Consider the following 25,202-nt stretch of genomic DNA (forward strand, 5'->3'; position numbering starts at 1 on the left):
CCCTGTGAGCCCGCACGCTCGTCAGGGATAGACCGTGATGGCCTTTTCGACGCCGCCGCTCGCCTGCACCGGCAGCACAGCGAGTGCTCCCTGGGCGGTGAGCGTCACAGCTGCATGCACCGGACCGGTCGTGCGCATCCGGTAGGTCGTGTCGGGCTCCACTTCGATCCCGCCGGATTCTCCTGCCGCCACGACGACCTCCTGCGGCTTGCCACCGTCGAGGGACTCGATCGAGACCGTCGCATCCTGGCCCGAGGTGTTCGCCAGCTGCAGCCTGGCATCAGGCCCGTCGGGCACGGCGAACACGACTTCGGCATCGATCTCCGGCGCCGGCGTCACCCAGGCGAAGTCCGACCCGAGCCCGAACCCATCCTGCTGCCGGATCCCCCCGACGAGCGGGACATCGGATTCGACTTCCACGGTGTACCGGCCGGGCGCCAGGCCGCTGAGCGACACCTGGGTCGGCAGATCGGCATCGACCGGAACCGTGAACTCGTCGACCGCTGCTGTCGAGCCCTCCGCCCGCACGCGCACCTGCACCCGGGCATCAGCACCAGGAGAGAGCACCCGCAGAACGGCCATCTCCGCATCGTCGCCGACGGCGGGGAACGCCTGCACTCCGGTGAAGACGAGCTTCTGCTGCGGACCGGCGACGGCGTCCTGAAGGTCGATGCCTGCGGGGTCCAGCACGCGCACGAGCGAGGACTGGAGGACGGCTCTGACCGGGGCGCCGACCGCGCTCACCTTGACGACGGGGGCCTCGCTGCCTGCGGCGACCGACGTCAGCGCGAGCCCGACCTGCGATCTGGCCGGAACGATCACCGTGCGAGCACTCCGGGCGGTGCCGTATACCGAGAGCGTCACGGTCGAGGGGACCTCTGCCGCGTTCGTCAGGACCACGATGTCTTCGGTGCCGGTGTCGGTGCTCCCACCGACGAGCCACGAGTCCAGTCGCGGCACACCGCAGGGTAATGCGGCATATCCCGCGAGATCGTCCGCGGCGATCATGACGGATTCGACCCCGGCGATCAATGGCGTCTGGCGTCCGTCGACCTCGCCGGTGAGCACCTGGACGTCGTCGCCATCGCCCAGATCCGGTGCAGCCAGGCCCTCGGACTTCGGGGCTCCAGACGTGCCGCCGTCGGTGATGCTCGGCGTCGCCGCGGAGAGCATGTTCAGTGGAGTCGACAGATCGCGACCGAGAGCTCGAAGATCCCCGTTGCAGACGAGAACGCTGTCTCCGGGAACCGGTGTGACCTCGACTTGGGCCGGATCATGGCGGACTGTCGGCCAGGGAGCGTGAACCGCAGTCGCGACGCCGACCACGCAGGCAGCGATGACGGCGACGCCGGTGATGACTCTGGCGCCGGTCGCTGCGACCTTGAATGCGCGTGTCCCGCTCATCGGTCCTCCTCCACACCCGGCTTGGATGACTCGTCATCGTCGTTCGACCGGGCTGCGTCGATCGGCTCGGGTGCGGCATCGATCGCAGGCGAAGACTCGGCGATCGGGGCGAGAGCCTCATCGGTCAGAGCCGGCGTGTCCTGGGGATCCTCCATGGTCCCGACTGAATCCTCCTGGACGGATTCGATGTCTTCCGCGTGCCGAGGAAGAACGATCGGCTCCTCCGGCGCCCGGCCGACGATGCGCGACTGCGCCCGTGCTGCACGACGCGATGCGCGGGTCGGAATCGACAGCAGAAGTGCCGCGAGCACCGCCATCAGCTGAACAGTGACCACGAGGCGGGCGGTGCCCTGCTGGGTCGCGCTCAGCGACGGCGGATCCGCGACATCGGCCTCCAGACGCCAGAGCACGCCGCGATCGGTGGTCCCCGCATGCACGAGTCCGGCGCGCTCATCGATCGAGGCGACCGCTGCGGTGCGGAGCGCGCGAGCCTTGTCTCCTTCACCGGGCACCTGAGCGACCAGGACGTAGCTGATGCCGTTGGCCGCCAGTTCGCCAGGAGCATCGAAGTCACGGGCGGAGAGGAGGTCCACCGACAGGGTGGAGATGTCCGCCCCCTGGGGCTGACCGGCGGTGGAGATCATGGTCGATTGCGAGCCGAGAGTCTCGCTGGCGCCCCACGCCACCTCGGCTGCCAGACCCCCGTCGTTCTGCGGGGTGAGCACGAGAGTCGCGATCGGCTTATCCCCTGCAGCCTGTGCCGCGACGTACGCCGGCAGCGTGGATTCGGGACCGTTCGTGAGGACGGAACGCCCCAAGTGCATCGCGGTGAGCGCGGGAACCGCACAGACCGCCAGAGTGAGGGCCGCCGCGACCGCGGCGAACACGCGCAGCCGCGGCATCGTGAGAGCCGTGTCGAGAGTGACGAGCGCCGCACCGACCACGCCGACCCAGGCCAAGCTGAGACCGGCACCCGGCCAGATCGCCACCGGGGTCCCCTGTGCGAAGCTCACCGTGACGCCGACCGCGAGGAACGCGGTAGCCAGGCCGGCCAGTGCGACCACGAGCAGAGTGATCCCCGCGCGCCACCGCGGTGCGACGGCCGCTCCGAGAGCGAGCACCGCAACCGGAGCGCACAGCAGCGGCGCCCAGGCCGCGACCGGCTCGGGGAAGAACGTCGCCCAGCCGGCGAGATCCGCCGTCGGGAATCCGGTGGCGAGGGCCAGGCGTCCAGCGGCGTCAGCTGCCGCCTGCGGTCCGGCCCAGATCAGGCCGGGGTCGCCGAGCAGTGCGAGCGGAGTGCCGTGCGCGAGCTGCCAGAAGACAAGCGGGGCGAACAGCGCGATCGTCGGCACCGGCAGCCACAGCAAGCGACCTGCGCCTCGGAACTGAGCGGTGCCGAGCACGATACCCAGAGCGATGATCCAGAGCAGCGCGAGCGCGGGCGCCAGAGACGGAGCGCAGGCGACGACGGCGGCGAGGAGCAGTGACGCGCTTCCGGCGGCGCCCCAGGAGCGGTGCGCGACCACGGCGCTGTGGAACAGCCACGGGAGCAGAAGATGCACCAGAACGGCGGCCGGGCGTGCGTCGACGAGCGCCGTGAGGAAGGTCGGGGCGAGTGCCCAGGCCACACCGGCGAAGATCCGCAGACCCTCGCGATCAGTCACGCGGGTCGCGGCGAACCACCCGCCGAGGACCGCGAGCGGAAGAGCGAGAATCCAAAGGAGCACGATCGAAAACGATGGCCCGGCCGGCCAGAGCGATCCCAGCACAGCCACAACAGCGGCGAAGGGATCGGCGGGTCCCACGAGGTCGAGGGCTATCCCGCGCATCCCCCAGGCTGCATCGCCCCAGAGCGCGGCGACAGTCTGGCGAAGGGGCAGCAGGCCACCACCACCGAGCGCCGGCCACGCCAGCAGGCTCGTGAAGGACGCGATGCTGACGATCAGCGCCGCAAGTACTGCCCAGGCTCCGCCTCCGGAGAAGAAGCGCAGTTCGCTGACGGCGCCCCCTTCGCTGCCGTGTCCGTCATCCAGACGCCGTCGCAGGTCCGAGGATGTCACTCGCAGCGGCGCGATACTCGCCCACGTCGAGGTGCGGAACGCCCGGATCCTTGCGCGCGATCGGGCGACCGCCCCCACGCGGAGCATCGCGGCGAGCGCGGCTCCCCATTCGGGGAGGACCGCTTCCGGTCGCTTCCCGACGAGGTGGGTGATCGAACGCCAGAGCGCGAGCGGAAGCAGGCTGAGCCAGTGCAACGGCACGGCGACGGCGACGGCGTATGCGAGGCGCCGGTGCAGCTGAGCGAGACGGGTGACGTACGCTCTGCGCGACCGTCCGGTCGGCAGTGCGGCCGGGCCGCCTGGCGCAGCGGAGATCCGCGCACTCGGGGCGAGGACGACCCGGCCGCCGCCGAGCCGGGCGCGCACGCCGAGGTCGAGTCCCTCATCGGCACCGGCGAGAGCCGGATCGAGGCGCAGAGCATCGCGAACCTCTCCCCGGATGAGGATGCCACGCACATCCGAGCCGAGCGCGTCATCCGAGCGGTCGTGCTGACCCTGATCGAGTTCCCCTGCCGCGAGTTCGACGGAGCGGCCCAGCGCCGTCATGCTGACTCCGAGCGAGACGATCTCACGATCATTGTCGGTGGCTACGAGCTTGGGGGCGATGATCGCTGCAGAGGGCGAACGTTCAAGGGTCGCTCGCAGTCGTTCCAGTGCCCTCGGGTGCGGGGCGGTGTCCTGAGCGAGCAGCCAGATCGCCGATCCCTCCGACACCCGCGGCCTGGCGAGTTCGACTGCCTCGGCGAACGACGTCGTCGCGCGTGCCTCGATGATCCCCTCTACCGTGCTTGCCACTGTCTCGCTGTCGCGCACGGACGACGAATCGCCGCAGATGACCAGCGTCACGGCTTCCGCCGGTGCGGTCTGAGAGCGCACGGCTTCGAGAGTGCTGAGGAGTTGCGCGCGGGACGATGATCCAGTGCGCGCGACGATGATGGCGTGAACTCGGGCTGGCATGACGTCGTCAGCCTATGCGCGTGAAGGTCGGCACTGGAGCACTGGACGCGGCGCGCCCGCGAAGCCATACGGCCTCAGTGGACTCAGCTCGAAACAGCCGACTCAGCTCGCGCGACGCTTGAGCTTGCGGCGTTCGCGTTCGGAGAGCCCGCCCCAGATGCCGAACCGCTCGTCGTTGTTGAGCGCGTACTCGAGGCATTCGCCCCGCACGTCGCAGGTCGTGCAGATCCGCTTCGCATCCCTGGTGGATCCGCCCTTTTCAGGGAAGAACGCCTCAGGGTCTGTCTGCGAGCAGAGCGCATCGCTCTGCCAGGCGAGAGCGTTGTCGTCGTCCGTGGCGTCGGTGCGCCGCACCCCGGGGACACCGAGGTTGATCGGATCGACGAACCAGTTCTCCGGTACGTCTGAACGGTAACCCGTCATCTCGATCTCCAACCCTGTCTCCGCCCCCCGGCGGGCCGTGCTCATGACTAATTACACCCGTGTCATTCGCTCCGGTCAAGTCGCGGATCGTAAACCCTCAAGGGACTCTTTAAAGTTCTTGAGCCGCCATCGGCGTGTCGCGCTCCCCCGACAACGCTGGGCTCAGCGGCCAGGACCGGCGACGAAGACCTCGCCCACACCCGACACCGTGATCGACGACTCCGTCGCATCGGCGAAGGCCACGGCGCCGACCGCGAGTGCGAGCCTCTCGCCCTCGACCGAGGTGACGGTCACCTCGCCGGCGGTCGCGAGCACCATGGTCGGCCCGGAGACCTCGAGCGTGAGCGGTGCACCGTCGAGGACGACCCGCTCGAGCGAGAAGTCGGGCACGGGCACCGGGTAGGTCGTGACCGCTCCATCCCCGGTGGCGCGAAGCACAGGCACCTCCCCGGGAGTGGTGTCCAGAATCGCGAGCAGCTCAGGGACGTCGATGCGCTTGGGAGTGAGACCACCACGCAGCACGTTGTCGCTCGCCGCCATGATCTCGACGCCGAGCCCGGAGAGATACGCATGGAGCAGGCCGGCGCGCAGGAACACTCCCTCGCCCCGCTTCAGCACCACGTGGTTCATGAGCAGGGCGACGACGACACCCGGATCCCCCGGATAGGTCTCGGCCACTCCCGCGATCGCACCGAGGGTCGAGGTCCACTCTCCGGCGCCGGCCTGCTGAGACGCCGCCACGACTGCGGCGATGATGTCGTCGACCTCGCTCTGCGCCTCTCCCCCGAGCAGCCAGCCGATCACGCCCCGGAGCGCGTCTCCGTCGGCGCGCAGCTGCTCCTTCAGCCGTGCGACACCGTCGTTGTCGTCGAGCGCATCGAGCAGCGCGAGCGTGTCGGCGAGGGGACGTAGCCCGCTCAGCGATTCGAATCGCTCACTGAGCGCCACGAGGAGTTCCGGCTTGTGGTTGTCGTCCCGATAGTTGCGCTGCGGATCGTCGGCTTCGAGAGCGCTCTCCCGCGCCCAGCCGGCACGCGCCTGCTCGATCGTCGGGTGCACCTGGATCGAGAGCGGACGACCTGCCGCGAGGAGTTTGAGCAGGTACGGGAGCGTGCCGCCCGTGAACTGGTCGAGGGTGCCACCACCGGCGACATCGGCCGGGTCTCCGGGGTGGTCCCCGAACCAGACCTCCGCCTCCGGCGCACCGGTCGGTGTGCGCCCTTCGAGTCCGGCGAGAAGAGAGTCCGACCCCCAGGCGTAGTCGCGGGGCGTGTTCGTGAGGCTCAGCAGCATGCCACCAGCGTAGAGCCGCACTGCGGCGTTCAGCGACGCTCCGAGCGCAGAGCGGTAGCCTGAACGCGATGGCCCAGTACACGAAGCATCCGGTGTCTGCCCCGCCCACCGCGCCGGAGCGCGAGTCGACGGGGCATCTGATGCTGCGCGGCTATGTGATCCTCGTCCTCTTCGTGACGTTCGCGCATTCCGCGGTGTACAACCTGCTCGGCATCGAAGGCGCCGCGATCACGCTCGCCGTCTTCACCCTCGCCACCCTCGGCATGGGCATCCCGATGCTCGCCCGCAACCGCCCGCAGCCGTTCCGCTGGCGCCGTCTGCCCTGGACAGCTCTCGGTTACGCGGCCTTCGCACTCGTATCGGTCGCGTGGTCGCAATGGCGCGAACCGACGCTCATCACCTGGTTCCTGCTCGCATCCGTCACGGTCAACGGTCTCTTCATCGCCCACGTGCTCACCTGGCATGAGATCGTGCGGGCCCTGTCGTCGGCCTTCAAGTGGATCCTCGGGCTCTCGCTGGCGATCGAGCTCTGGGTCTCACTGGTGCTGCACGGGCCCCTGCTCCCCAACTTCGTCGCCCTCCCCGACGGCAAGATCGACCCGCAGTGGTACTGGGTGCGCGACAACCTGTTCGATGGCGGCCGCATCCAGGGCATCGTCGGAAACGCGAACCTCCTGGCGATCATCTCCCTCTTCGCGATCATCACCTTCGGAGTGCTGTTCGCCGCCAGGGCGCGCTGGCGCACCACTCTCGCCCTGTGGATGCTCCTCGCCGCCTACTTCCTGTTCCGTACGGCATCGGCGACCGCACTCGCGTGCGCAGCAGCGGTCGCCGTGGTCCTCGCAGTCGCCCTGCTGATGCGGCGAGCGCGCACGCCCGGCGCACGCACCCGCATCTACGTGGTCGCGATCGGGGGCACCGTGATCGCGGCTCTCGGGGTCTGGCTACTTCGCGAACCGTTGCTCGGCCTCCTCGGCCGCAGCTCCGACCTCACCGGGCGTTCGGACAAGATCTGGACGAAGGTCCTGGCGCGCGCCGGTGAGCATCCGATCTTCGGCAACGGGTTCTCGAGTCCGTGGATCCCGACCGATCCCGCCTTCGACGAGTGGATCACCGATCACGGCATCACCGTGTTCCACGCCCACAACATGTGGCTGGACGTGCTGCTCCAGCTCGGCGTGGTCGGGGTCGTGCTGATGGCCGTCGTGTACGGCACTCTGCTGTGGCGCTCCTGGTTCTTCGCCGTCGACCGACCCCGATGGGACCTCGACGGCGAGCGGCCGTTCTCGCCGCTCACCCTGCTTCCCAGCCTGTTCACAGTGGTCCTGCTCGTGCAGGGCTTCTCCGAGTCGACGCCGATCATGCTCTGGGGCTGGATGCTGGTGGTGCTCCTGTCGTTCAAACTCAAATCCGTACCGCTGGTCGGCGTCGGTGAGCGCGACCTCCTGTTCGAGCGCGGAGCCCGGCAGCGGCGGGTGCCGTGACGACGGTAGGCCCGATGGTCCGCCTGCTCGGATCGGTGGAGCTCGCTCGGGCATTCACCCTCGCCGTGCTCGCCGCGGTGTTCGGTTCGTATGCGATCCGGCAGATGACATCGTCCGTCACTCTGGCGGCGATCATCACTCTCCTGTGTCTGCTCGGCGCTGCGATCCTCTGGGTGCGCCGGGAAGAGCTCTCGCTGCTTCGGATCGCCCCGTCATCGCTGCTCGCCTTCCTCGCGTGGGCGCTCGTGAGCGTGATCTGGACCACCGACAAGTCCGACACCCTGTCCGGCTGGATGTCGCTGTTCGGCTACGCGTTCCTTGCCATCACCATCGGTCACATACGTGACACACTGCAGACCGTTCGAGCGATCGGAGACACCCTCCGTGTGCTCCTGGCTGCCTCACTCGGCGTGGAGATCCTGTCCGGCATCCTGCTCGACCTGCCGTTCACCTTCCTGGGGATCCAGGGGAACCTCGCAGCAGGCGGTCCGATCCAGGGCATCTTCGGCAGTCGGAACATGCTCGGCTTCATCGCCGTCATCGCGCTGATCACGTTCGTGATCGAATGGCGCACGCAGTCGGTCAAAGCCCCTCTCGCGGTCGTCTCGATCGGGCTGGCCGCGTTCCTCGCGGTACTCTCCGCCTCACCGACGGTAGTCGTTCTCGCCGGCGCCGTCGGTGTCGTCACGGTGGCGCTCACGATCGTGCGCCACGCACCGCCGGAACGGCGCGCACTCGTGCAATGGATGCTCGGCATCGTCGTCGCCCTCGCGCTCTCGGCAGCGTTCGCGCTGCGCCACCAGATCATCGCCATGCTCGATGCGGGCTCCGACTTCTCCCTCCGGGGGTCGCTCTGGAACACGATCCTCGACTTCGTCGCCGTGAAGCCGGTGCAGGGCTGGGGGTGGTTCGGCGACTGGGCGCGCGGCGAGTACCCGTTCACGTACATCAACTTCCAGCTCGACGACCGCCACCAGAGCGCGCTCAACGCTTTCTTCGACGTGCTGCTGCAACTCGGTGCGGCAGGGCTCGTGCTGTTCCTGCTTCTCGGCGGTGTCGCACTGATCCGCTCGTGGCTGGTGGCGAGCATGCGACGATCGGTCGTCTATGCCTGGACGCCGATCATGCTCGTGACGTTGGCCGTCGACTCGATGTTCGAGAGCTTCACGCTCGTGGGCGCCGGCTGGTTCATGCTCGTGCTGTGCGCACTGCGAGCCGGTCAGTCGCGCTCCTGGCGCGAGAACATCGACGCGGCACAAACGGGTGCGATCCCGACGTTGCGTCCGCAGGAGTGACCGACCGTCCGCAGAACCGTGCAGGATCCGCGCCGGCAGCTCAGCGCAGTGAGCTCAGTCTCTCCGCCCAGGTGATCGCGTCACGCACACCGTCGTCGACGGAGCGTTCGGCACGCCAGCCCAGCAGTCCGGCCGCGCGGCCGACGATGGCGAAGGCACCGGCCTGGTCTCCGGGGCGGCGAGCAGTCTCGATCACCGGGAGCGTCTCGCCGGTAACGCGCTCGAACGCCGCGACGAGCTCGCGGACCGTCACGCCGTCTCCCGTACCGATGTTGACCACCTGATAGGGCTCGTCGGGCGTTGCAACCTCGTCGAACCGCTGCACGGCCGCGACATGTGCGAGCGCGAGGTCCCAGACATGGATGTAGTCGCGGAGACCGGAGCCGTCGCGAGTCGGCCAGTCGGTGCCTGTTATCGAGAAGGGCTCACCCGCGGCGTAGGCCTGCATGATCTTCCCGAGTGCATGCGTGGGCACCGGATTCTGCAACCCGGTGCGCAGCTTCGGGTCGGCGCCGATGGGGTTGAAGTAGCGGAGCGCGATCGCCCGGAAATCTCCGTTCGATGCCGAGTCCTTCAGGATCTGCTCGACCATCGCCTTCGTCGTGGCGTACGGGCTGGCAGGCTCCAGGGGGCTGCTCTCGTCGGCGCCCTCTCCGCTCGCCCCCGCGTACACGGCGGCCGACGAGCTGAACACGACGCGGGAGATGCCCGCATCACGCAGCCGCTGCAGCAGCAGGACGGTCTTGCCGACATTGGTTTCGTAGTAACCGAGTGGGTCGGTCACCGATTCGGAGACGACGATTCTGGCGGCGCAGTGCACGACCGCGTCGATGTCCGGGTGGTCTTCCAGCAGACGGTCGAGGACGGCAGCGTCGGCTATGTCGCCGACGTAGAGATCGCGCCCTTCGCCGAACGCGCGAAGGCCCGTCGAGAGGTCGTCGAGGAGCACGACCTCGATGCCCGCCTCGATGCACGCGGTAGCGACCGTGGATCCGATGTACCCGGCGCCGCCGGTGATCAATACCTTCATCGCTGCCAGTCTAGCCATCGGGCATCGGCACCCGAGGTGAGCCTCTCCGCAGATCCGAAGGTCGCCCACGGTAGGCTACTCTCTGCTCGTCGTGCCCGGCGCTGTCCTTCGATAGGACCCGCGGCACCAACATCGGAGAACACCCCAGTGGCATACGTCTTGCAGAACGTCGTCTTCCCGGGTGGCGGCGACCCCGATGTGCTTCCGCTCTACGTCGACCTCGATTCGTGGCCCGTGACCGATGATGCCCCGGCTCGAGACGCCGGTCATCTGAGATCAGAGGACATCCTCGGACGCCACGCGGCACGGATTCCGGCAGGGGGCGCCGTTTCCCTCGGCACGTACTTCAACGGATTCCCCGCTGCCTACTGGCAGCACTGGACGAGTGTCCGCAACGTCGACCTCACCGTCCGCTCCACGGGCCCCGCCACGATACGGGTGCACCGCTCGAACTCCGGCGGCGTCTCCCAGCAGGTCGCCACACGCCAGGTGGACGGCGCGGCGACGACCACCTTCGAACTCGAGCTCGCGCACTACGACGACGGCGGCTGGATCTGGTTCGATGTCATCGCCGGAGATGCGCCGGCTGTCCTCGAGGGCGGAGAGTGGACGACCGCGCAGGCCCCGGTCCGCACGGGCAGAGCATCGCTGGGCATCACGACGTTCGACAAGCCCGACTACTGCGTGGAGACGCTGCGAACGCTTGCAGCGTCTCCAGAGGTGATGTCGTTGGTCGACCGCATCTTCGTCGTCGACCAGGGCAGCAGCCTGGTCACCGCACATGAAGGCTACGAGGCGGTCGCTGAGCGCCTCGGCGACGCCCTCGAAGTGATCCGACAGGACAATCTCGGCGGCTCCGGCGGGTTCGCCCGCGCGATGCAGGAAGCCCTGCGTCGCCCCGAGAGCGAGTTCGTTCAGCTGCTCGACGATGACGTCCGGCTGGAACCCGAGTCGCTGCGCCGCTCCATCGTGTTCGCCCAGTACTCGACGGAACCGCTGCTCGTCGGCGGTCATATGTTCGATCTGCTCCAGCGCTGCACTCTGCACGGCTGGGCCGAAGTGGTCGACGAGGTGCCCTTCGCCTGGGGCGACAGACACCCGGATGAGATGCCGCACGACTTCGCTGTCGACAGCCTCCGTCGCTCGCCGTTGCTGCATGAGCGCATGGATGCCGACTACAACGGCTGGTGGATGTGCCTCATCCCGCTGCAGGCGATCCGCACCGTCGGGCTCGCACTGCCGGCCTTCATCAAATGGGACGACGCCGAGTTCTGTCTTCGCGCCGGAGAAGCGGGCTTCCCCACGGTCTCGATGCCCGGGGTGGCGCTGTGGCATGTGTCGTGGGTGAACAAGGACGACATGATCGACTGGCAGGCCTACTTCCATGCCAGGAATCGGATCGTCGCCGCACTCCTGCACTCGAACGCCCCCCGTGGCGGTCGCCTGCTCGTGCACAGCCGCCGGGTCGACCTCAAGCATCTGATGATGATGCAGTACTACCCCGTGGCACTGCGGGCGAAGGCTCTGCAGGACGTGCTCTCCGGACCGACGCACCTGCAGCGAGATCTTGCGACGTCGATGCCCGCTGCACGCGCGCTCGCCTCCGACTTCCCGGAGACCGTCGTGCACCGTGACGACTCGACCATCCGGTCCCGGACCGGGCGCCGACTGTACGCCCAGGCTCCGTCGAGCCCCACCGGGATGAGGTTGCGGTGGCTGACGCTGTCCACGCTCGTCTCGAACTGGGTCCGTCGGCCGGCATCGGAGAACGTCGCTCGACCGGAAGCGGAGTTCCGCAAGAACGACGCCCTCTGGTGGCGGCTCGGCGCCGTCGACAGCGCGCTCGTGGATACTGCGGACTCTTCGGGGAAGAACCTGTACATCCGTGACCGGCAGAAACACCGGCGGATGCTGCGCGAATCGGCCCGGTTGCACGCCGAGCTGCGCCGCCGCTGGCCCGAACTGCAGAAGCACTACCGTGACGCGCTACCCGAGCTCGTCTCACCATCGTCCTGGCAGCAGATCTTCGAGGAGAAGGCATGACCGCGGCACCCGCTGCATTCGACCCGAGCACGGCGACGATCGTCATCGTCACGTACAACCGATCGCATCTTCTCACCGGGTTGCTCACGAGCATCACCGCGATGGATCCGAAGCCCGGTCGCATCGTGATCATCGACAACGCCTCTGTCGACGACACCACCGACGTGGTGGAGTCGTTCCGGGAAGACATCGGCACCGAGATCGTCTACCGGCGACTGGAGACCAACACCGGTGGTTCCGGCGGCTTCAGCGAAGGAATGCGCACGGCCTACGATCTCGGCGCCGAGTGGATCTGGATGATGGATGACGACGTCGAGGTGCTCCCCGACGGACTCGCCAGGATGGGATTCTGGACTCCGCGCTTCAAGAGCATCCAGGGGCGACGCTACGACTACGACGGCAGCGAGTTCTACTGGCAGTACCGAATCGCCGAGCGCATGGGCATCCCGATCCCGTTCGCGCCCTCCGGATTCGACACCTCCGGATACAAGGAGATGAACAGCGGATGCTTCGAGGGCATGTTCATCCACCGCTCGGTCGTGAAGCAGATCGGTCTCCCCGATCCCCGCTTCTTCATCTACTGGGATGACCAGATGTACGGTTGGCTCGCCTCCCGCAGGACCACGGCCGTGATCGTCGACGAGTTCGCGCTGCGCCGCACTCGAGAGATCAAGCAGTGGGACATGGGAATCCGCCATATGAACGCTTCCAGCAACGCGTACCGGTTCTACATCATGCGCAATCGCGCATACATCAAGAACTACTACCGCGTCCACGGTGTCTACAACCCGGTACTGTTCGGTCTCGGGACGGCGATGACCTTCGGCAAGGAGCTCATCCGCCTCGTGTTCGTGGAGCGCACCGTGCGGGGAACCAGCAACCTCTTCCGCGGGCTCAAGGAAGGCGGTCGACTGGGCCGCGATCGTTCCTGGCAGCCGATGCCTCCTCTGGAAGGATGAGGCTATGACCGATGAACCGCAGCCGGAACTCCGCTGGGCACCCCTCGAGCCGAAGCCGCGCAATCGCGGACGAGTGTGGTTGATCATCGGACTCTCCGTCCTCGCCCTGCTCGTCGTCGCGGCGCTGCTGTTCTTCCTCCTTCCCAGGGATGGGACACCGGCGCCGGGCGCTTCGACGTCTCCGACTGCCACGACGACGCCTACGCAGACGCCGTCCGCGCTTCCGTCCGCGTCCCCGGATCCCACGGCACCGGTCGACACTCCCCCACCCGTGGAGGACCCGTCTCTTCCCGCGTTCCGCGACCGCGTGGGCGTGTGGCTGGAATCGGCGCCGGTCGGGCTGGACATCGTCTCCGAAGGCGAAGGAGACCTCGAATCCGTTCTGAACGCGATGCAGGAGGACGCGCAGCGCCTGGCAGAGTCGCTGCCGCCGTCGTCGATCGCTCAGGAGTGGAGCACGACGACGAGCGAGTACTTGAGCCGACTGGACTCACTGCGCTCCGCCGTGACCTCGGGTTCAGGCGTCGACGGAGCCGTCGATGCCGCCAGAACCACGGCGAACGACCTTCGACGCATCGCAGGCTTCTAGGCGGGAGACGACCGCGACCTCTAGTCGGATTCCGCTTCGAGTCGACGGAGGCGCTCCTCGTAGTGCGAAGCGAGCTCGAGGCGGATACGGGCGCGCTCATGTTCCGCTTGCGCCCGCACGAGGGCGTCTTCGGGGTCTGCGCCCGTGAGATCGAGCTGGTTCCTCAGCCACTCGAACCGTTGCTCCAGTGCAGCGACCTGCGGCGCGATGCGGTCGAACTCGGAACGAAGGTACGAGAAGTCCGCTTGGTTCCCGCCCAAGCGAGCCTCGTAGTCTCGTTGGGCGCGTTCCATGGTCGCCGATGCCTCTTCGATGCGGGCATCCATCCGGGCATCCACTCGGGTCGCGACGGCAGCATCGAAGCGCCGACGGAATCGGTTCAGCATTGTGTCCTCAATCATTCGGGTGATTGGCGATGGTCGGGTATTCAGATCAACGGTGGTAGGAGATGCGACCGGAATCGATCCAGCTGCGCACGAGCAGGGACTCGAGGTCGATACGATGCTCGGCACCGACTGCGGACGGATCGCCGTAGGCGTGGTTCCAAGCCGTCTGATCCGGCGCGTCGACGAACGAGAATCCGGTGGCATCGATCTCGGCATTCGGGAAGAGCCTCGTCGCGATCCACAGCATCACGGTGCCGGTCGTCGCCCACTGCCCGCCTGCGCGGGGGTCGGCGCCCATCGCCTCGCCCAGCGGGAGCACGACCTCGCGGTTGGGCATGGTGACGATCCCGAGGTCGGCGGGCCAGAACTCGGGAAGTTTGGGATTCTCCCAGAGGAGACGCCCCGGCTCGACCATGAGGTACAAACGATCCGTGTAGTCAGCGAAGAACCAGGGCGTTGGCCGCACCCCTCGGTTGAAGACGACGACGTCCACCCTGCGTCCGACGGCGGCAGGCCCGTCGATATCGTCCATGCGGAACCCGTTGACGCGGATGACCAGGTCGGCGGAATCGATCAGCTCTGCACGCTCGGTCGACGCATCCAGCGGCTGATTTCCCACGACCGCGACCCGGCCGATGCCGTCCGCCGAGCCGAAGGATGCCACGAGCGGACGAAGACGATCGTAGAAAGCGGCCTCGCCAGCCGTCGCTTGCTCGTCCGTGACGAGCTTCATTACGCGCCCCATAGATCCTCAGCCTAGGGCAATATGCCGGACGTACTGGAATAACGTTTTTGGCCGAGGAGCGAAGCATCATCCCTGTGCGAACCGCTGCACGCCGAGGCGATGCGTTCGCCTCCTCGAGTTCGGTCGCGTCTAGAGTTGTCGGCGTGACTTCTGCGCAGACCATCGACCTCTCTTCCGCGACGATCGGCACCGGCTCCCCCGTGTTCGCCATCGCCGAGATGTCGGGAAACCACAACGGAGACATCGATCGCGCGCTCGCGATCGTGGATGCCGTGTCCTCCACCGGGGCCAAAGCACTGAAGATCCAGACGTACACGGCGGACACTCTCACGATCGACTCCGACCGTCCCGCGTTCCGGGTGGCCGGCGACCACGACCTCTGGGGTGGCCGCAATCTCTACTCGCTCTATCAGGAGGCACACACACCCTGGGAATGGCACGCGGAGATCTTCGACCGGGCAAGATCACACGGCCTCATCCCGTTCTCCACTCCATTCGATCCGAGCTCGGTCGCCTTCCTCGAAGATCTCGGCGTCGAGCTCTACAAGACGGCGTCGGCGGAGATCATCGATCTGCCGCTGCTGCGCGAGGTCGCCCGCACGGGCAAACCGATGATCGTCTCCACCGGGATGGCGACGCTCTCGGAGATCGACGCGGCGGTGACGGCGGTCCGAGACGCCGGCAATACCCAGCTGGTGCTCCTGGCCTGCACCGCGGCATATCCTGCCGTGCCGGAGGAAGCACGACTCGGCAACATCCGCACGCTCCGCGAGGCCTTCGACGTGCCGATCGGCCTGTCGGATCACACCCTCGGCATCGGGGTCGCCGTCGCTGCGGCGACGCTCGGCGCCGTCGTGATCGAAAAGCACGTGACCCTGGATCGGGGCGACGGGGGCGTCGACGCGGACTTCTCACTCAGCCCGAGCGAGTTCGCCGCGCTGGTCTCGGCCTCCGAGCAGGCCCGAGTCGCCGCAGCCAGCGGAACGGCCTTCGGGCCGACGCCTCAGGAGCAGGCCGTACTCGCACTGCGCCGTTCTCTTTACGTGACCGCCGATGTCCGCGCCGGAGACATCGTCAGCACCGCGAACGTCCGCTCGATCCGGCCCGCGGGAGGACTCGCCCCGGACGACTTCGCCCTGGTCGAGGGGCGCCGCTTCACCCACGATGCGGATCGGGGAACCCCCCTGTCCTGGGATCTGCTGTAGTCAGCGGACCGGGGCGAGACGCCATCTCGCAAACGTCGCGAAGCCTCCGGAATCTACCGGCAGATGCGGCAGGTAGCCTGCCCTCTGGAACAACCTCAGCGACGCCGTGTTCTCGGTGTGCACCGAGGCGATGAGCCGACTCGGCGCGTCAAGGATCAGCGCTCCCTCGGACGCGGCGAGCACAGCGGACGCCAAGCCTTGCCCGCGATGCGATGGCGCCATCGTGATCGACACCTCCCAATCCGTCTCCGAGCGCCGATCCCACCGCGCCGTCGCGACCGGATCCCCGTCGGATTCGACGATCAGCAGGCGTCGATCGCGGTCGAGGAGCGCGCCGCCGAGCCATGCGACATGCGAAGTCCATTCGAGTGGACCGGTCGAGCGCGAGTTGGCGCGAGTGCTCTCGTCGTTGCGCCAGTCGAAGAGCATCGGGGCATCGTCAGCCGTCGCGCTCCGCACGGCCATCGGGCGCGAGGCGCGAGGCGCGTCCTGCCTGGTGTCGACGAGCTGCTCCCAGGAGGCGACGATCCTCCAGGTCCCGAGACCGTCCACCGCATTCCTCAGTGCGGTTGCCTGCGCCGCGAGCTCAGCACGGTCGTGCAGGACGGACTCGAGGGCGATGACCCGTGCCTCCAGATCGGCGTGCGGCGGCTCGCCGAGCGCTGTGGCCAGCCCCTGTGACACCACCTGCTCGTACCCCAGCCGCTGGTTGTCCACCGCACACAGGAGGCCCATGGGAAGTCCCATGCATGCGAAATCCCAGACGGATGTGCCGGCCGCGGTCACCACGAAGTCATGCTCGCGGGCGATCGCGGGCAAGTCGTCGGTGAATCCGATGACACGAGTCTCGTGGGAGGAATCCGCTGCGGCGGCACGTACCTCGTCACGGTCGCGTGGATCCACCACCGTCACTCTGAGCGGATGACGGAAACCGTCCAGCGCTCGCGTGACGCGAGCCGTGAGGCCCTGCGGATCGGAACCCCCCATCACCACGAGCACACGCGGCGAGCTCGTCGTGCGGAGCGGGGCATCACGCCGACGGAGGACCTGATCGCGCACCACTGCGACGTCGAGGCCGACGAGCGCGTTCCGGCTGAGCTCCACGCGTTCGAAGGTCCTCTCCGCCCCGAGGTTCGCGTCGATGGAGAGGTCGGCTGCCCGCGCGCCGTACGGACCATCCTGCATGTTGCTGACGAGCACCTTGGACGACGAGAGGTCAGGAGCGTCCAAATAGCTGTCCAGGTGCACGACGTCCGCGTCGCTCGCCGCATCAGCGAGCGAATCGAGCAGCGCAGCCCCCTGAGAGGAATCGAGCGCGAGGTCGGGCTCCATCCGCCGCGCGATGCTCATCCCGACCTCGTCGATGTCGCCGATGACGGATACCGACCAGCCACGGCGGTGGGCGGCGCCGCCCAGCGCGAGAGTGCGCATGAGGTGGCCCATGCCGTACTCGCCTCCCGCATTGCAGTGGAGGACGGCTCGTCGCTGATTCATGGCTCGCCCTTCATAGCCTGCTTCAGGGCACGCTCGTCCCCACCCGATAGGATAGGCCGGGCGTGATTCAACCCGAGAATCCACGCCAACGACGACGCTGAGGGAGACAGAGTGTCGGTTCTCGAGGGCTCGAGCATCCTCATCACAGGCGGCACCGGATCGTTCGGCAAGGCATTCATCCGCCATGCCCTGACGCACCTCAACCCGCGCCGCCTCGTCATCTTCTCGCGCGACGAACTCAAGCAGTACGAGGTCAGGCAGCAGTTCGGCGACGATCCGCGTCTGCGCTGGTTCATCGGCGACATCCGCGATGAGCGACGTCTCGTGCGCGCACTGCATGGCGTCGACTACGTCGTCCATGCCGCCGCTCTCAAGCAGGTGGACACGGCGGAATACAACCCGTTCGAGTTCGTCAAGACCAACGTGCTCGGCAGTCAGAACGTCATCGAGGCTTCCATCGATGCCGGCGTCAAGCGCGTCGTCGCGCTGTCGACCGACAAGGCCTCCAGCCCGATCAACCTGTACGGCGCGACCAAGCTCACCGCAGACAAGCTCTTCATCACCGGCAACCACTACGCCGCAGCCTACGACACGCGCTTCGCTGTCGTGCGGTATGGGAATGTCATGGGCTCTCGTGGTTCGGTAATCCCCTTCTTCGAAAAGCTCGGCGCAGAGGGCAAACCCCTGCCGATCACCGATCTGCGGTGCACGAGGTTCTTCATCACACTGCCTCAGGCGGTCGAGATGGTCGTCGACACCTTCGAGCTCATGCAGGGTGGTGAGCTGCTGGTTCCCCGCATCCCGTCGATGAAGGTCACCGACCTCGCACACGCCGTCGTTCCGGGTGCCGAACTCGTCGATGTGGGTCTGCGACCAGGCGAGAAGCTGCACGAAGAGATGATCAGCCCCGAAGAAGGGCGCCGCGCAGTGGTCGTCGCGGACGGGAAGTACTTCATCATCCAACCCGATCTCGCCTCGTGGGGCTACCGGGTCCCGCAGGGGGCAGTGCCGGTGCCTGAGGGGTTCGCATACCGGTCCGACAGCAACGACCGGTGGTACTCGCAGTCGGAGATCGCGTCGATCATCAAAGCGGGGATCTGACGATGCTCCCCTATGGGCGCCAGTCCATCTCCGAGGACGACATCCAGGCGGTGGTCGACGTGCTCCGCGGCGATTGGCTCACCACCGGTCCGTTGGTCTCAGCTTTCGAAGCGAAGCTCGGCGAGATCACCGGCGGGCACCGCGCGGTGACGGCGACCTCGGGCACCGCGGCACTGCACATGGCCTATGCGGCGGCGGGTATCTCCTCAGGTGACGTCGTGATCTCGACACCCATGACGTTCATCGCGACGACGTCGACAGCGTCCATGCTCGGCGCGAGAATCGTCTTCGCCGATGTGGAAGAGGACACGGCGCTCATCGATCCCGATGCCGTCGACGCTCTCATCGACGAACGCACCCGGGTCATCGCGGCGGTGGACTACGCCGGCCACCCGGCCGACTACGACCGACTCTCCGACACAGCATCGCGCGTCGGCGCCCTCGTCTTGGATGATGCGGCGCACTCGATAGGAAGCACCTACAAGGGCCGACCGGTCGGCGACCTCGCCGACCTCACGACGCTGTCGTTCTTCCCGACGAAGAACCTCACCACCGGCGAGGGCGGCGCGCTCGTCGCCAAAGATCCACAGCTGGCGCAGCGCGCATACGAGTTCCACAACATCGGTCTCGTGCGAGACGCCGCACGCTTCCAGGTCCCCGGCGAAGGGGCTTGGCATCAGGAAGTCCACGAGTTCGGTGTGAACTATCGACTGACCGACATCGCCTGTGCGCTCGGGCTTTCACAGCTCTCCCGACTCGACGCTTTCAAGCGTCGGCGCGCGGAGATCACGCGGCGCTACGACGACGCACTCGCCGACGTCGACGGCGTGCGGACGCCCATCCAACGAGAAGACGTCGACGCGATGCGTCACCTCTATCCGGTGCGTATCCTCGACGGCCGCCGCCGCGAGGTCTTCGACCGCATGCGTGAGCTCGGTGTGGGCGTACAGGTCAATTACATGCCCGTGTACTGGCATCCGGTGTACGCGGACGCGGGCTACCGACGCGGCATGTGCCCGAATGCGGAGGCGTTCTACAGCGAGGAGCTCTCGCTGCCCATCCATCCCGAGCTGACCGACTCACAGGTCGACCAGGTCGTCGACGCTCTCACCGAGGCGCTCCATTGACGCGTGTCGGCATCATCACGCAGGCACGGATGACCAGTACGCGTCTGCCCGGGAAGGTTCTGCTCCCGGCAGGCGGGCGCTCGCTGCTCGACCATCACATCGACCGACTGCAGAGACTCGGCCTGCCGCTGATCGTCGCCACGACGACGAACGCCGCCGATGACCCGATCGCCGCTCTCGCCCTGACACGCGGCACCGGGGTCTTCCGCGGCAGCGAGTCGGACGTGCTGAGCCGCTTCGCGGGCGCGGCTCGCGAAGCGCGGCTCGACACCGTCGTCCGTGTGACCTCTGACTGCCCCCTCATCGATCCGGCAGTGATCGAAGAGGGAATCCGCCGCTACATCGAGCTGGACGACCCCTCGGCACACGTGTCCAACGTGCTCGAGCGCACATACCCCCGAGGCTTCGATTTCGAGGTGTTCTCCGCCGCAGCGCTCCGGGAGGCCGACGAGCGGTCCTCAGATCCGGTGGACCGCGAGCACGTCACCCCATATCTCTACCGCAACCGCAGCGGGCACGCTGCCCTGCACGCCGTCACGCGTTCTCCCGATGCGTCCCGATACCGTCTGACGGTCGACACGCCTGAGGACCTCGTCGTGGTACGTGCGCTCATCGAGCAGCATGGCGCCGCAGCGCTCGATGCCAGCGGGATCATCGATCTCCTCGAGGAGCATCCCGAACTGGTCGCGATCAACGCGCACGTCGAGCAGAAGAAACTCGGAGCGTAACGTCCGGGTCGGGCGTGCTTAGCGCGCGTTGTAGTCGTCGTTGTAACGGTCGAGGACCTCGGAGATCGGTGCGTCCAGCACCAGTGCTCCCTTGTCGAGATAGAGACCCCTGGTGCAGAAGCGACGCAGGTCGCGTTCGTTGTGGCTGACGAAGAAGAGCGTGCGCCCGTCGGCGAGAAGCTCGTCGATTCGCCGGTAGCACTTCTCGCGGAAGGCCTTGTCACCCACGGCGAGCACCTCGTCGACGAGAAGGATCGGCTCATCGAGCTGCGAGACGACCGCGAACGCGAGCCGTACCTTCATCCCATTCGACAGGTGCTTGTAAGGGGTGTCCTCGAAGCCGGCGAGCTCGGCGAAGGCGATGATGCCGTCATACCGTCGCGATACCTCGTCGCGCGACATCCCATGGAGGCCGGCGGTGAGCCGCACGTTCTCTCGGACGGTGAGATCACCGACGAATCCGCCCGTGATCTCGATGAGCGGGGCGACGCCGCCGTTGACCGTCACGGTGCCCTCGTCGGGAAGCAGCACCTTCGCGACCAGTCGGAGGAGCGTCGATTTCCCCTGACCGTTGCGCCCCACGACCCCGATCGACTCCCCGGCCTGTACCGAGAAGGAGACGTCGCGGAGCGCCCAGAACTCCCCCGGTCTGGATCGGCGCGGCGCTCCGCCGAAGAGATCCTTGAGGGTCCGGCTCCCCCGCCGGTTTCGGCGGAAGCTCACGCCGAGTCCCCGCACTTCGATGGCCGAGGTCATCACAGCTCCTTCAGCACGGGTCGTTCCAGCTTCCGGAAGGTCCACATCCCCAGCGCGAGCACCAGCAGGCTCATCGCGATGCTGATCGTCAAGGTGAATGTGTTCCATTGGTCGGGGAAGAACGGCATGCGGTAGAGCATGAAGATCCCCGCAAGAGGGTTGAACGCGCCGAGCGTCTGGAAGATCCCGGGGAGGTCGGTCACGTTGTAGATGATCGGGGTGGCATAGAACATCGCACGCAGGATCAGAGCCGTCGTGCGCTCCAGGTCGACGAAGAGCACGCAGAGCGGAGCGACCAGCAGCCCGAGGCCGACGAGGAGGATCGTCTGCAGCAGGACCGCGAGCGGGAGCCAGAGGACACCCCAGCCGATCTGTACTGTCCTTTCCGGATCGACCTCCACCAACAGGTTGACGACGATGAACAGCACGAGCACGGGCAGAGAGAACAAGAACTCGATGCCCTTGCTGAGCACGATGCGGTTTACCCAGATCGATCGCGGGATGGCGGTCGAGCGCACCAACCGCGAGTCCTTCTTGAACGCCTTCGTGAAGTCCGAGACAGAACTGTTGAACCACACCCACGGCAGCAGCGCGCTGATCAGGAAGATGATGTAGGGCTCTTCACCGACATCTCGTTTGAACACCTGCGTGAAGACGAACCAGTAGATCATGCTCATGACGAGCGGATCGAGCACCGACCAGAGGTACCCCAGGATGCTCGTGGAGTAGCGGACCTTGAGATCGCGCGCCGACAACAGCCACAGCGAATGAAGATATCGCCGCGGCGTTCCCGGCGCCCCGACAGCAGCGTGACTCACAGTGCCGAGTCTAGGCGAGCTCGTTGTTCCACATAGACAGCGCCGAGCCGATCGCCATGTGCATATCCAGGTACTGATAGGTGCCGAGGCGTCCGCCGAAATGCACGTCCGCCTCCCCCTTCGTCAGGTCGCGATACGCCAGCAGTCCCTCGCGGTCGCCCGGGGTGTTCACCGGGTAGTACGGCTCATCCTCACGCTCGGCGAAGCGCGAGAACTCCCGCATGATGACCGTCTTCTCCTGTGCGTAGATGTCCTTGCGCTCAGGGTGGAAGTGCTTGAACTCGTGGATGCGCGTGTAGGGGACGTCCATGTCGGGGTAGTTCATGACGCTCGTGCCCTGGAAGTCGCCGACGCTGAGGACCTCCTGCTCGAAGTCCAGTGTCCGCCAGCTGAGCGCACCCTCTGTGTAGTCGAAGTACCGGTCGACAGGACCGGTGTAGACGACGGGAACCTGGCCCACGGTCGCCTTCTTGTTCAGCGGCTGCGTGTCGTCGAAGTAGTCGACGTTCAGCTTCACCTCGATGTTGGGGTGATCGGCCATCCGCTCCAGCCACGCGGTGTAGCCGTCGGTGGGGAGCCCCTCCCAGGTGTCGTTGAAGTAGCGGTTGTCGTACGTGTAGCGCACGGGGAGACGGCTGATGATGTCGCCGGAGAGCTTCCGCGGGTCGGTCTGCCACTGCTTGGCGGTGTAGTCACGGAAGAACGCCTCGAACAGCGGGCGACCGACGAGGGCGATGCCCTTCTCCTCGAAGTTCGCCGCGGTCTTCGAGTCGAACTCCCCCGCCTGCTCCTTGACGAGTGCCCGCGCCTGGTCTGGCGTGTATGCCGACTGGAAGAACTGGTTGATCGTGCCGAGGTTCACCGGCATCGGGAAGACCGTGCCCTTGTGCGTGGTGTACACGCGGTGGACGTAGTTCGTGAAGCTCGTGAAGCGGTTGACGTAGTCCCACACCGTCGCGTTCGAGGTGTGGAACAGGTGCGCGCCGTATCGGTGCACCTCGATGCCCGTCTCGGGTTCTGCCTCGCTGTATGCGTTGCCGCCGATGTGGTGGCGACGGTCGATGACCGTGACCTTGCGGCCGGCGTTGGCGGCGCGTTCTGCGATGGTGAGGCCGAAGAAGCCCGATCCGACGACGAGGAGATCCATTTTGCTGCTTTCTGCCCGATGAGGCTCAGATGCGCGCGATCGAGCGCGCGATACACGGCGTCAACTCTACCGGGGCACGCCAGGCGAACCCTGTCAGTCACGCCCGGACGGCAGCACGCCGCCGGCCGCCATCATGGACTGCAGCATCGGCGCGAGCGTGCGTCCGTAAGCATCGGAGAGATGGTTGTCATCGATGTACACGGCGATGTTGCCGATCGCTCCGCTGCAGATGGAATCGGGACACATCCACGGGCGGAAATCCACGGCGGTGATACCTTCGCGCTCTGCGAACGTGTGCAGCGCGACACCCTCATCGAATCCCACCTCGGCGACATCGCAGCTCGCGTTCGAGTCGACGACACAGGCGTACATGTCGAAGTCGAATCGCGGATTGTCGCGCACCGCGATGATCTGGATCCCGTTGTCGAGCAGCACCGATGCGATGTCCTCTATCCCCTCGACCAGCACTTCCGGTGAGGTCGGGCTGGCACGCGTCACCACCAGGTAGACGGCATCGGGCTGCAGACGCAGGGCGTAGTCGAGCGCTGCGGCCCTCCATTCGTCGCAGGCTGCATCGGAGGTCGACGGCGACAGAGCTCCGATCGCCAACGAGCACCCGCCTCTGAGCAACGCGATCAGCTCCCAACTCTCTCCTTCTGCGGAGGCCCTGAGCGGTGCCATCAGCTGCTGCGCATGCGAGTCGCCCATCACGAGCACCCGGCGTGTGTCCGGCTCAGCGGCGCGCGCGGTCTGTGTGCAGGTGCCGTCCAGTGGCGCTTCGACGGGAACCAGGTCACCACTGCATTCCTGCCCCAGGTAGACCCACTCAGCATCCAACGCCGTCGGGTCAGGGATCAGCGGCAGCTCCACGCCCGAGAGGTCGATCGGAGAATCGATCTGGGCTGCGCCCGGATACCCGCGGCTTTCGCCTGCTACGACGGCATTCGTGCGCTGAGCGATGGTGAGCTGCCACGCACCGAGGGGCACGGCGACCACCAGTACCGCGATCGCCAGGACACCGACGCCGAGTCGTCGGGATCGGTCGAGTGCCGTGGCTTCTCGGATCGGTCGTTCGACGAGTCCGGAGAGCAGACGAGCGAGCACGAAGGACACTCCGACGATGCCGAGCCCTGCCAGCACCCCCGGGTCGGACCGGTCGCTCAGAACCATCCAGGTGACGAGCACCGGCCAGTGAACGAGATAAAGAGCGTACGCGTCACGGGAGACGTATCGGAGTGGCCGAGATGCGAGGAACGCAGCCGGCCCACCGGGCGGGCGCTCTCGTCCGGCGACGATGACGAGGCCCGCGCACACGACCGGCCACAGTGCCAGGTAGCCGGGGAATCCTCCTTGCACATCGATGACGAGGCCGCAGAAGACGATTCCGAGCACGCCTGTCCAGCCAAGCACGGCGGCACCACGGGCCGGAACGCGCAGGTACGGCAAAGCCAGCGCCACGAGCGAGCCGGCAGCGAACTCCCACAGCCGAGTGCGCGTGTCGAAGTAGGCGAAGTCCTGCGAGCGAGCCGTCTCCAGGATTGAGAAGGCCAGCGACACGAGGAACACAGCGCCGAATGTCGCGAAAAGTGCCGGAACGATCAGATGACGACGTCGCCGGAGGACGAACCACACCGCACCGATGATCACTGGCCACAGGACGAAGACCTGGCCTTGCACCGACAATGACCAGAAGTGCTGGAACGGGCTCGGTATCTGCGATGCTCGCGCGTAATAGTCGACTTCGGCGAATGCGAGTGTCCAGTTCTCGACGTAGAAAAGACTCGACCACGCCTCCCGCCAGACGCGTGGCCACTCGGTCTGAGGATAGGCGACGAGCGCCACGCCGAGAATGCCGACGATCGTGATCGCCGCGGCGGGAAGGAGCCGCCGAAACCGTCGGAGCCAGAACGAGCCCAGCTGCAGCGGTCGGGCTTCCTGCATCCGACCCACGAAGGAGCCGGTGAGGAAGAATGCGGACACCATCAAGAAGACGTCCACTCCACCGGAGACGCGGCCCAGCCACACATGGTAGACGACGACGAGAAGGATGGCGAGCGCACGGAGACCATCGATGTCGGTCCGACGGGCAGACAGGCTCGTCGAGGCGGAGGCGGAGGCGGGGCCGCGGGGCGGAGACAGGGACGACAGTTTCATG

At 66.7% G+C, this 25,202-nt stretch carries 21 protein-coding genes; 9 read left to right on the top strand and 12 right to left on the bottom strand.

Features of this window, described 5'->3' with window-relative positions; all coding sequences use genetic code 11:
- Positions 1-21 precede the first annotated feature (21 nt).
- The 4 genes from CQ040_RS13450 to manA form a co-directional block, all read right to left on the bottom strand.
- Positions 22-1,404, bottom strand: coding sequence for a DUF5719 family protein (locus CQ040_RS13450; protein WP_105526861.1), 1,383 nt, complete (start codon positions 1,402-1,404; stop codon positions 22-24).
- A complete protein-coding gene (locus CQ040_RS13455) occupies positions 1,401-4,424 on the bottom strand; it encodes a glycosyltransferase (RefSeq protein ID WP_105526862.1) in 3,024 nt (1,007 codons plus the stop codon). Before CQ040_RS13455 ends, CQ040_RS13450 begins: the two co-directional genes overlap by 4 nt.
- 102 nt (positions 4,425-4,526) lie before the next feature.
- Entirely contained in the window at positions 4,527-4,847 is a 321-nt protein-coding gene (locus CQ040_RS13460; RefSeq protein WP_081663178.1) for a WhiB family transcriptional regulator, read from the bottom strand.
- A 162-nt stretch (positions 4,848-5,009) separates the two neighbouring features.
- Positions 5,010-6,140 (bottom strand): mannose-6-phosphate isomerase, class I, encoded by a 1,131-nt coding sequence (gene manA / locus CQ040_RS13465; protein WP_105526863.1) that lies wholly within the window; start codon positions 6,138-6,140, stop codon positions 5,010-5,012.
- Between the two features lie 68 nt (positions 6,141-6,208).
- Between manA and CQ040_RS13470 the strand changes: the two genes are divergently transcribed.
- The gene (locus CQ040_RS13470) at positions 6,209-7,624 is read left to right on the top strand and encodes an O-antigen ligase family protein (RefSeq protein WP_105526864.1); all 1,416 of its coding nucleotides are present in this window, start codon (positions 6,209-6,211) and stop codon (positions 7,622-7,624) included.
- A gap of 14 nt (positions 7,625-7,638) precedes the next feature.
- Positions 7,639-8,919: an O-antigen ligase family protein gene (locus CQ040_RS13475; protein ID WP_258131357.1), complete on the top strand. Its 1,281-nt coding sequence runs from the start codon at positions 7,639-7,641 to the stop codon at positions 8,917-8,919.
- 40 nt (positions 8,920-8,959) lie between these two features.
- Here CQ040_RS13475 and galE read toward each other — a convergent pair whose 3' ends face one another.
- Entirely contained in the window at positions 8,960-9,949 is a 990-nt protein-coding gene (gene galE / locus CQ040_RS13480) for a UDP-glucose 4-epimerase GalE (protein ID WP_105526866.1), read from the bottom strand.
- Positions 9,950-10,096: 147 nt separating this feature from the next.
- Here galE and CQ040_RS13485 point away from each other — a divergent pair, with 147 nt between their 5' ends.
- The 3 genes from CQ040_RS13485 to CQ040_RS13495 are packed head-to-tail and all read left to right on the top strand — an operon-like array spanning position 10,097 to position 13,540.
- Positions 10,097-11,992, top strand: a complete 1,896-nt coding sequence (locus CQ040_RS13485) for a glycosyltransferase (RefSeq protein WP_105526867.1) — start codon at positions 10,097-10,099, stop codon at positions 11,990-11,992.
- Positions 11,989-12,951 carry a glycosyltransferase gene (locus tag CQ040_RS13490; protein WP_105526868.1) on the top strand — a complete coding sequence of 321 codons (963 nt, stop codon included), beginning with the start codon at positions 11,989-11,991 and terminating at the stop codon, positions 12,949-12,951. The genes CQ040_RS13485 and CQ040_RS13490 overlap by 4 nt, the downstream gene beginning before the upstream one ends.
- Positions 12,952-12,955: 4 nt before the next feature.
- Positions 12,956-13,540 (top strand): hypothetical protein, encoded by a 585-nt coding sequence (locus CQ040_RS13495; RefSeq protein ID WP_105526869.1) that lies wholly within the window; start codon positions 12,956-12,958, stop codon positions 13,538-13,540.
- Between the two features lie 20 nt (positions 13,541-13,560).
- Here CQ040_RS13495 and CQ040_RS13500 read toward each other — a convergent pair whose 3' ends face one another.
- Together CQ040_RS13500 and CQ040_RS13505 are read right to left on the bottom strand one after the other, a co-directional pair.
- The gene (locus tag CQ040_RS13500) at positions 13,561-13,941 is read right to left on the bottom strand and encodes a hypothetical protein (RefSeq protein ID WP_146113886.1); all 381 of its coding nucleotides are present in this window, start codon (positions 13,939-13,941) and stop codon (positions 13,561-13,563) included.
- A gap of 31 nt (positions 13,942-13,972) precedes the next feature.
- Entirely contained in the window at positions 13,973-14,659 is a 687-nt protein-coding gene (locus CQ040_RS13505; RefSeq protein WP_219844714.1) for a glycosyltransferase family 29 protein, read from the bottom strand.
- Positions 14,660-14,814: 155 nt separating this feature from the next.
- Here CQ040_RS13505 and pseI point away from each other — a divergent pair, with 155 nt between their 5' ends.
- Positions 14,815-15,876, top strand: coding sequence for a pseudaminic acid synthase (gene pseI / locus CQ040_RS13510; RefSeq protein WP_258131359.1), 1,062 nt, complete (start codon positions 14,815-14,817; stop codon positions 15,874-15,876).
- Here pseI and CQ040_RS13515 read toward each other — a convergent pair whose 3' ends face one another.
- A complete protein-coding gene (locus CQ040_RS13515) occupies positions 15,877-17,370 on the bottom strand; it encodes a bifunctional UDP-2,4-diacetamido-2,4,6-trideoxy-beta-L-altropyranose hydrolase/GNAT family N-acetyltransferase (RefSeq protein ID WP_181156927.1) in 1,494 nt (497 codons plus the stop codon).
- A gap of 111 nt (positions 17,371-17,481) precedes the next feature.
- On the opposite strand from CQ040_RS13515, the gene pseB reads away from it, so the two are divergent.
- From pseB to CQ040_RS13530, 3 genes are read left to right on the top strand one after another with little or no spacing between them, the layout of a single operon-like run.
- Positions 17,482-18,471 (top strand): UDP-N-acetylglucosamine 4,6-dehydratase (inverting), encoded by a 990-nt coding sequence (gene pseB / locus CQ040_RS13520; RefSeq protein WP_105526871.1) that lies wholly within the window; start codon positions 17,482-17,484, stop codon positions 18,469-18,471.
- Positions 18,472-18,473: 2 nt separating this feature from the next.
- Positions 18,474-19,598, top strand: coding sequence for a DegT/DnrJ/EryC1/StrS aminotransferase family protein (locus CQ040_RS13525; RefSeq protein WP_105526872.1), 1,125 nt, complete (start codon positions 18,474-18,476; stop codon positions 19,596-19,598).
- Positions 19,484-20,326, top strand: coding sequence for a glycosyltransferase family protein (locus tag CQ040_RS13530; protein ID WP_258131360.1), 843 nt, complete (start codon positions 19,484-19,486; stop codon positions 20,324-20,326). Before CQ040_RS13525 ends, CQ040_RS13530 begins: the two co-directional genes overlap by 115 nt.
- 18 nt (positions 20,327-20,344) lie before the next feature.
- On the opposite strand, the gene CQ040_RS13535 is transcribed toward CQ040_RS13530, so the two are convergent.
- The 4 genes from CQ040_RS13535 to CQ040_RS13550 form a co-directional block, all read right to left on the bottom strand.
- Positions 20,345-21,082: an ABC transporter ATP-binding protein gene (locus CQ040_RS13535; protein ID WP_105526874.1), complete on the bottom strand. Its 738-nt coding sequence runs from the start codon at positions 21,080-21,082 to the stop codon at positions 20,345-20,347.
- Positions 21,082-21,900: an ABC transporter permease gene (locus CQ040_RS13540; protein ID WP_028503685.1), complete on the bottom strand. Its 819-nt coding sequence runs from the start codon at positions 21,898-21,900 to the stop codon at positions 21,082-21,084. Before CQ040_RS13540 ends, CQ040_RS13535 begins: the two co-directional genes overlap by 1 nt.
- 10 nt (positions 21,901-21,910) lie before the next feature.
- On the bottom strand, positions 21,911-23,047 hold the full coding sequence (gene glf / locus CQ040_RS13545) for a UDP-galactopyranose mutase (RefSeq protein WP_105526875.1): 1,137 nt from the start codon (positions 23,045-23,047) through the stop codon (positions 21,911-21,913).
- Between the two features lie 93 nt (positions 23,048-23,140).
- Positions 23,141-25,201 (bottom strand): acyltransferase family protein, encoded by a 2,061-nt coding sequence (locus CQ040_RS13550; protein WP_105526876.1) that lies wholly within the window; start codon positions 25,199-25,201, stop codon positions 23,141-23,143.
- Position 25,202 lies beyond the last annotated feature (1 nt).

Origin of the sequence: Microbacterium sp. MYb54, assembly GCF_002979515.1 — a bacterium.
Classification (GTDB): Bacteria; Actinomycetota; Actinomycetes; order Actinomycetales; family Microbacteriaceae; genus Microbacterium.

What these genes read in the sequence shown, in the direction of transcription:
- CQ040_RS13450 (WP_105526861.1), bottom strand. Translation starts at nt 1,404, where the DNA reads ATGAGCGGGACACGCGCATTCAAGGTCGCAGCGACCGGCGCCAGAGTC.
- CQ040_RS13455 (WP_105526862.1), bottom strand. Translation starts at nt 4,424, where the DNA reads ATGCCAGCCCGAGTTCACGCCATCATCGTCGCGCGCACTGGATCATCG.
- CQ040_RS13460 (WP_081663178.1), bottom strand. Translation starts at nt 4,847, where the DNA reads ATGACGGGTTACCGTTCAGACGTACCGGAGAACTGGTTCGTCGATCCG.
- manA (WP_105526863.1), bottom strand. Translation starts at nt 6,140, where the DNA reads ATGCTGCTGAGCCTCACGAACACGCCCCGCGACTACGCCTGGGGGTCG.
- CQ040_RS13470 (WP_105526864.1), top strand. Translation starts at nt 6,209, where the DNA reads ATGGCCCAGTACACGAAGCATCCGGTGTCTGCCCCGCCCACCGCGCCG.
- CQ040_RS13475 (WP_258131357.1), top strand. Translation starts at nt 7,639, where the DNA reads ATGGTCCGCCTGCTCGGATCGGTGGAGCTCGCTCGGGCATTCACCCTC.
- galE (WP_105526866.1), bottom strand. Translation starts at nt 9,949, where the DNA reads ATGAAGGTATTGATCACCGGCGGCGCCGGGTACATCGGATCCACGGTC.
- CQ040_RS13490 (WP_105526868.1), top strand. Translation starts at nt 11,989, where the DNA reads ATGACCGCGGCACCCGCTGCATTCGACCCGAGCACGGCGACGATCGTC.
- CQ040_RS13495 (WP_105526869.1), top strand. Translation starts at nt 12,956, where the DNA reads ATGACCGATGAACCGCAGCCGGAACTCCGCTGGGCACCCCTCGAGCCG.
- CQ040_RS13500 (WP_146113886.1), bottom strand. Translation starts at nt 13,941, where the DNA reads ATGATTGAGGACACAATGCTGAACCGATTCCGTCGGCGCTTCGATGCT.
- CQ040_RS13505 (WP_219844714.1), bottom strand. Translation starts at nt 14,659, where the DNA reads ATGAAGCTCGTCACGGACGAGCAAGCGACGGCTGGCGAGGCCGCTTTC.
- CQ040_RS13515 (WP_181156927.1), bottom strand. Translation starts at nt 17,370, where the DNA reads ATGAATCAGCGACGAGCCGTCCTCCACTGCAATGCGGGAGGCGAGTAC.
- CQ040_RS13525 (WP_105526872.1), top strand. Translation starts at nt 18,474, where the DNA reads ATGCTCCCCTATGGGCGCCAGTCCATCTCCGAGGACGACATCCAGGCG.
- CQ040_RS13535 (WP_105526874.1), bottom strand. Translation starts at nt 21,082, where the DNA reads ATGACCTCGGCCATCGAAGTGCGGGGACTCGGCGTGAGCTTCCGCCGA.
- glf (WP_105526875.1), bottom strand. Translation starts at nt 23,047, where the DNA reads ATGGATCTCCTCGTCGTCGGATCGGGCTTCTTCGGCCTCACCATCGCA.
- CQ040_RS13550 (WP_105526876.1), bottom strand. Translation starts at nt 25,201, where the DNA reads ATGAAACTGTCGTCCCTGTCTCCGCCCCGCGGCCCCGCCTCCGCCTCC.